We start from the raw sequence: 4,828 nt of genomic DNA, 5'->3' as shown, positions 1-4,828 counted from the left end.
GACCAGCTGCAGCAGATGCCGGATCCAGTCGAAGCCCTCGGTGTGCCTGACCCCGATCCAGCCGGCCACCGCATTGCCCAGAATGCCGCCGAGGATGCCGTAGACGCAGGTCAGCCAGAGCGGAATGGCCTGTCTGCCGGGCAGGAGCGCCCTGGCGATCACACCCAGGATCAAGCCCACGACGATCGCCCATAGCCAGTTCATGTCGCCTCCCTGACACGCGGCGAGGAGATGCACATCCCTTCCAGTGTTCGGCCACTTCGGGTACGGCGCACGCCGGAGGGCCGATATGCCCTCTGGCGTAGCCGGAGACGACACCCATCAGGGTGCCCCGGTCTCGAACCGACAGCAGGCGCGGCGTAACGTTGAGTACGTCCCAGAGCGGGGGAAGCCCGCTCGGCGATCAGGTGGTGGAACGTGATGCGGAAGCACGGCGATGCGGAGGTCTTCCGAATCACCGGAGCGCGGCAGGGGCTGGCCGACGACGTACGCGGCCGGCAGCGCCGCTATGTGATCTCGATGTCGGTCCGGACCGTCGCGGTCGTGCTGGCGGCGGTGTTGTGGAACGTGGAGCGCCACGTGGCCATCGTGGCCCTGGTGCTCGGCGCGGTGCTGCCCTACATCGCGGTCGTGATAGCCAACGCGGGCCGGGAGAACGCCACTTCGCTACCCACCACCTTTATCCCGACCCCGCCCCGTCCGATGCTGATCGCCGGGCGCGGAGAGGAGCCGAGCGATCCCCATGGGGCGGAATCCGTCCCGGAGGACGTCGGACATATCAGCGAGCCTGGACGCGGTGAGCGTGGCTGACCTGCCACGTTTCCGTAAGCTCAAGAAAACCTCAGATCAATAGTGCAGTACCGGTGCACCGGGCCCCATCCCTCGTGACATACTGCGTACGCGCTCCGCATCCCCCGTCGGAGCGACCGACCGACGCCGGGCGGCTCCCCCCGTGGCTGCCCGGCGTCGTCATGTCCGGCGGGCTTTTCGTAGAGTCTGCGGCGTGAACACCAGCGAGACCGCCGCCGAGACCGACACCGTGATCTGCTCCGCCAAGGGCTGCCACGCCCCCGCCGTATGGGTGCTGGCCTGGAACAACCCCAAGATCCACACTCCGGAGCGGCGCAAGACCTGGCTCGCCTGCGAGGAACACCGCGAATATCTCTCGGAGTTCCTCGGAGTGCGGGGCTTCCTCAAGGACGTGGTGACGCTGGAGGAATGGTCGGCCACCGAGAACGAGTGATCAGCCCCCGATCGCCGACATCGGCCGGTCCGGCTGGAGGAACGACGGGTCATCGAGCCCGGAGCCGGCCTTCTTGCCCCACATCGCCAACCGCCATAGCCTCGCGATCTCCTCGTCCGGGGCGCCGGAGCGCAGGGCTCCGCGCAGATCGGACTCCTCGCGCGCGAAGAGGCAGGTGCGCACCTGCCCGTCGGCGGTCAGCCGGGTGCGGTCGCAGGCGCGGCAGAACGGGCGGGTGACCGAGGCGATGACGCCGACCCGGGCCGGGCCGCCGTCGACCAGCCAGCGCTCGGCGGGCGCGGAGCCGCGATCCTGCTCGCCCTCGGGGGTGAGGGTGAAGCGGGTGCGCAGACTGGCCAGGATGTCCCCGGCGGTGATCATGCCGTCGCGCTTCCAGCCGTGTTGCGGATCGAGCGGCATCTGCTCGATGAAGCGCAGCTCATAGCCCCTTTCCAGGGCCCAGGCGAGCAGCTCGGGCGCCTCGTCGTCGTTGAGCCCGGGCATCAGCACGGCGTTGACCTTCACCGGGGTCAGCCCGGCGGTGTGCGCCGCGTCGAGGCCGCGCAGCACATCGTCATGGCGCCTGCGCCGGGTGATGGCCTGGAAAACCTCCGGACGCAGGGTGTCGAGCGAGACATTGACCCGGTCCAGGCCCGCGTCGCGCAGGGCCTGGGCGGTGCGCTCCAAACCGATGCCATTGGTGGTGAGCGACATCCGGGGGCGCGGGTCGAGCTCCGCGCAGCGCTCCACGATGCCGACCAGGCCTGGGCGCAGCAGTGGCTCACCGCCGGTGAAGCGGACCTCGGTGACCCCGAGCTCGGTGACGGCGATCCGGATCAGCCGGACTATCTCGTCGTCGGTGAGCAGATCCGGTTTGGCGAGCCACTGCAGGCCCTCTTCCGGCATGCAGTAGGTGCAGCGCAGATTGCAGCGATCGGTCAGGGAGACACGCAGGTCGGTGGCTACGCGACCATAGGTGTCGATCAGCATGGTGGCGGCCCCTCCGCGGTTGGCGTGCGTGCACTGCTCAATTGTCTCGCAGCGTACGCGACGGGTGTGACATGGAGGGGCCGCGCGGGTGGGAGTGGCTGGTCAGTGGGCTCCGTGCCCGGTGAGCGAGCGCACCTCCAGCTCGGCGTACTTCTCCTTGTCGGGCTGCTCCTTGGAGACGACGGTGCCCAGCCAGCCGAGCAGGAAGCCCAGCGGGATGGAGATCAGTCCGGGGTTCTCCAGCGGGAACCAGTGGAAGTCCACGTCCGGGAACATCGAGGTCTCCTTGCCCGAGACGACGGGCGAGAAGAGCACCAGGAAGACCGAGGAGATCAGTCCGCCGTAGATGGACCATAGCGCGCCCTGGGTGGTGAACCGTTTCCAGAACAGGCTGTACAGGATGGTCGGCAGGTTGGCGGAGGCGGCGACCGCGAAGGCCAGTGCCACGAGTCCGGCGACATTGAGATCTCGTGCGAAGACCCCGAGGACGACGGCGACGGTGCCGATGCCGACGGTGGCCCAGCGCGCCGCCGAGATCTCCTCCTCCTGGGTCGCCTTGCCCTTGCGGATGACGTTGGCGTACAGGTCGTGGGCGAAGGACGACGAGGAGGCGAGGGTGAGCCCGGCGACCACGGCGAGGATCGTCGCGAACGCCACCGCGGAGATCACCGCGAGCAGGATGGCGCCGCCCGTGGAGTCCGGTCCGCCGCCGATCTCCTCGGCGAGCAGCGGGGCGGCGGTGTTGCCCGACTTGTTGGAGGCGATGATGTCGTCGTGCTTGAGCAGCGCGGCGGCGCCGAAGCCCAGCGCGATGGTCATCAGGTAGAAGAGGCCGATGATGCCGATGGCCCAGTTGACCGAGTTACGGGCGGCCCGGGCGGTGGGCACGGTGTAGAACCGGATGAGGATGTGGGGCAGGCCCGCGGTGCCCAGGACCAGGGCGATGCCGAGCGAGATGAAGTCCAGCTTGGTGGTGGCGTTGACCCCGTACTTCAGCCCCGGCTCCAGGAACGACTCTCCGATGCCGCTGTTCTTGGCCGCCTCGCCCAGCAGGTCGGAGATGTTGAAGTTGAACTTCAGCAGCACCAGGAAGGTGATCAGCAGCGTGCCCGCGATCAGCAGCACGGCCTTGACCATCTGCACCCAGGTGGTGCCCTTCATGCCGCCGATGGTGACGTAGAGCATCATCACGACGCCGACGAGGACGACGATGAGGATCTTCCCGGCCTCGCTGGTGATGCCCAGCAGCAGGGAGACCAGCACCCCCGCGCCCGCCATCTGCGCCAGTAGGTAGAAGATCGAGACGACGATGGTGGAGACGCCCGCGGCGGTGCGCACCGGGCGCTGGCGCATCCGGTAGGCGAGCACGTCGCCCATCGTGAAGCGGCCGGAGTTGCGCAGCGGCTCGGCGACCAGCAGCAGGGCCACCAGCCAGGCGACGAGGAAGCCGATCGAGTACAGGAAGCCGTCGTAGCCGGAGAGCGCGATGGCGCCGGCGATGCCGAGGAAGGACGCGGCGGACATGTAGTCGCCGGAGATGGCCAGGCCGTTCTGGAAGCCGGTGAACTGGCGGCCGCCGGCGTAGAAGTCGGTGGCGTTCTTGGTCTGCCGGCCCGCCCAGACGGTGATGGCCAGGGTCGCCAGGACGAAGACCGCGAAGAGCGTGACGATCAGCGGCCGGTTGTCCGAGGCGCTCTCGGCCGCGAGCAGGTGGGGGCTCATGAGCGCTCCTCCAGACGGGACTTGATGGCCTGGGCGCGGGGGTCCAGCTTGGCGGCGGCGTGCCGGGAGTACCACCAGGCGATGAGGAAGGTGGTCAGGAACTGGGCCAGCCCGAACACCAGGGCCACGTTGATGTGGCCCACGACCTTGGTGCCCATGAAGCCGTCCGCGTAGTTGGACAGCAGGACGTAGAGCAGGTACCAGCTGACGAACGCGATGGTGAGCGGGAAGGCGAACGAGCGGTGGGCACCGCGCAGTTCGCCGAACTCCGCGCTCGCTTGGACCTCGGCGTAGGCAGAACGGTCAAGTTGCCGCTGATCGTCGGGGCGATCGTTGGCCGGTGCGGTATCCACGGTCTCTCCTGGTGAGTGGGTCCGACGGGAATGAATACGGCGGCGAGTGATCCAGATCACGCATGGTAGGGCGGCGTGGACCCGTACGACAGGGGCCGGTTGATTGAAAGACGGATAAGAATTCGGGGGAGGGATCGGCTCCGGGTACTGTGGCGGGTTTTCTTCCGGAATGCATTGATGTCCGACCTTGATCAGCGATAGCTTCCTTCGTCATGTACCCGCCCAGCCGCGGACGGCTTTCGGGCGGCCCGTAAGGATGAAGTGGAGACCCCATGGCTCATCTGAGATCGGCTCCTCCAAGACCCGGACAGCGGGCTTTTGACGGCCCGTCGGCTTCGCACCACCCCCTCACCGCTCCCCACCGCCTCTGCCCCGGTTCCGCGGCGTCCCGGGGCATCGAGGCGGCGCGCGGGAGCCGCGCCGCGAGGGCGCGCACATTCGCTTGTGCGGATGACCCCGGCCGGACCGCCGCCGTTGACGCGGCCCGCCGGACCGCCGCCCGCGCCCGGGGGCTCCGCGT

6 protein-coding genes are annotated in these 4,828 nt (G+C 68.4%); 2 read left to right on the top strand and 4 right to left on the bottom strand.

The window, feature by feature from the left end; genetic code table 11:
- A partial coding sequence (locus tag GWI24_RS40390; RefSeq protein WP_210950999.1) for a GlsB/YeaQ/YmgE family stress response membrane protein occupies positions 1-204 on the bottom strand: 204 nt, incomplete at its 3' end.
- 216 nt (positions 205-420) lie between these two features.
- On the opposite strand from GWI24_RS40390, the gene GWI24_RS40385 reads away from it, so the two are divergent.
- Positions 421-810 (top strand): DUF3099 domain-containing protein, encoded by a 390-nt coding sequence (locus GWI24_RS40385; RefSeq protein ID WP_210951000.1) that lies wholly within the window; start codon positions 421-423, stop codon positions 808-810.
- Positions 811-1,003: 193 nt separating this feature from the next.
- Positions 1,004-1,243 carry a hypothetical protein gene (locus tag GWI24_RS40380; protein WP_210950998.1) on the top strand — a complete coding sequence of 80 codons (240 nt, stop codon included), beginning with the start codon at positions 1,004-1,006 and terminating at the stop codon, positions 1,241-1,243.
- Here the strand turns inward: GWI24_RS40380 and moaA are convergent, their stop codons facing one another.
- The 3 genes from moaA to GWI24_RS40365 all read right to left on the bottom strand — a co-directional run bounded on the left by moaA (position 1,244) and on the right by GWI24_RS40365 (position 4,308).
- Positions 1,244-2,233, bottom strand: coding sequence for a GTP 3',8-cyclase MoaA (moaA, locus tag GWI24_RS40375; RefSeq protein ID WP_210950997.1), 990 nt, complete (start codon positions 2,231-2,233; stop codon positions 1,244-1,246).
- 102 nt (positions 2,234-2,335) lie between these two features.
- Entirely contained in the window at positions 2,336-3,955 is a 1,620-nt protein-coding gene (locus GWI24_RS40370; protein WP_210950996.1) for a cation acetate symporter, read from the bottom strand.
- Positions 3,952-4,308: a DUF485 domain-containing protein gene (locus tag GWI24_RS40365; RefSeq protein WP_051572843.1), complete on the bottom strand. Its 357-nt coding sequence runs from the start codon at positions 4,306-4,308 to the stop codon at positions 3,952-3,954. Before GWI24_RS40365 ends, GWI24_RS40370 begins: the two co-directional genes overlap by 4 nt.
- Positions 4,309-4,828: the final 520 nt, after the last annotated feature.

This window comes from Streptomyces sp. MK37H (assembly GCF_018035285.1).
Taxonomy (GTDB): domain Bacteria; phylum Actinomycetota; class Actinomycetes; order Streptomycetales; family Streptomycetaceae; genus Streptomyces; species Streptomyces endocoffeicus.
Note: the sequence above shows the minus strand (reverse complement) of the source record. Positions and strands in the feature narration are given on the sequence as shown.

Coding starts and splice junctions, on each gene's coding strand:
- GWI24_RS40385 (WP_210951000.1), top strand. CDS start 421: ATGCGGAAGCACGGCGATGCGGAGGTCTTCCGAATCACCGGAGCGCGG.
- moaA (WP_210950997.1), bottom strand. CDS start 2,233: ATGCTGATCGACACCTATGGTCGCGTAGCCACCGACCTGCGTGTCTCC.
- GWI24_RS40370 (WP_210950996.1), bottom strand. CDS start 3,955: ATGAGCCCCCACCTGCTCGCGGCCGAGAGCGCCTCGGACAACCGGCCG.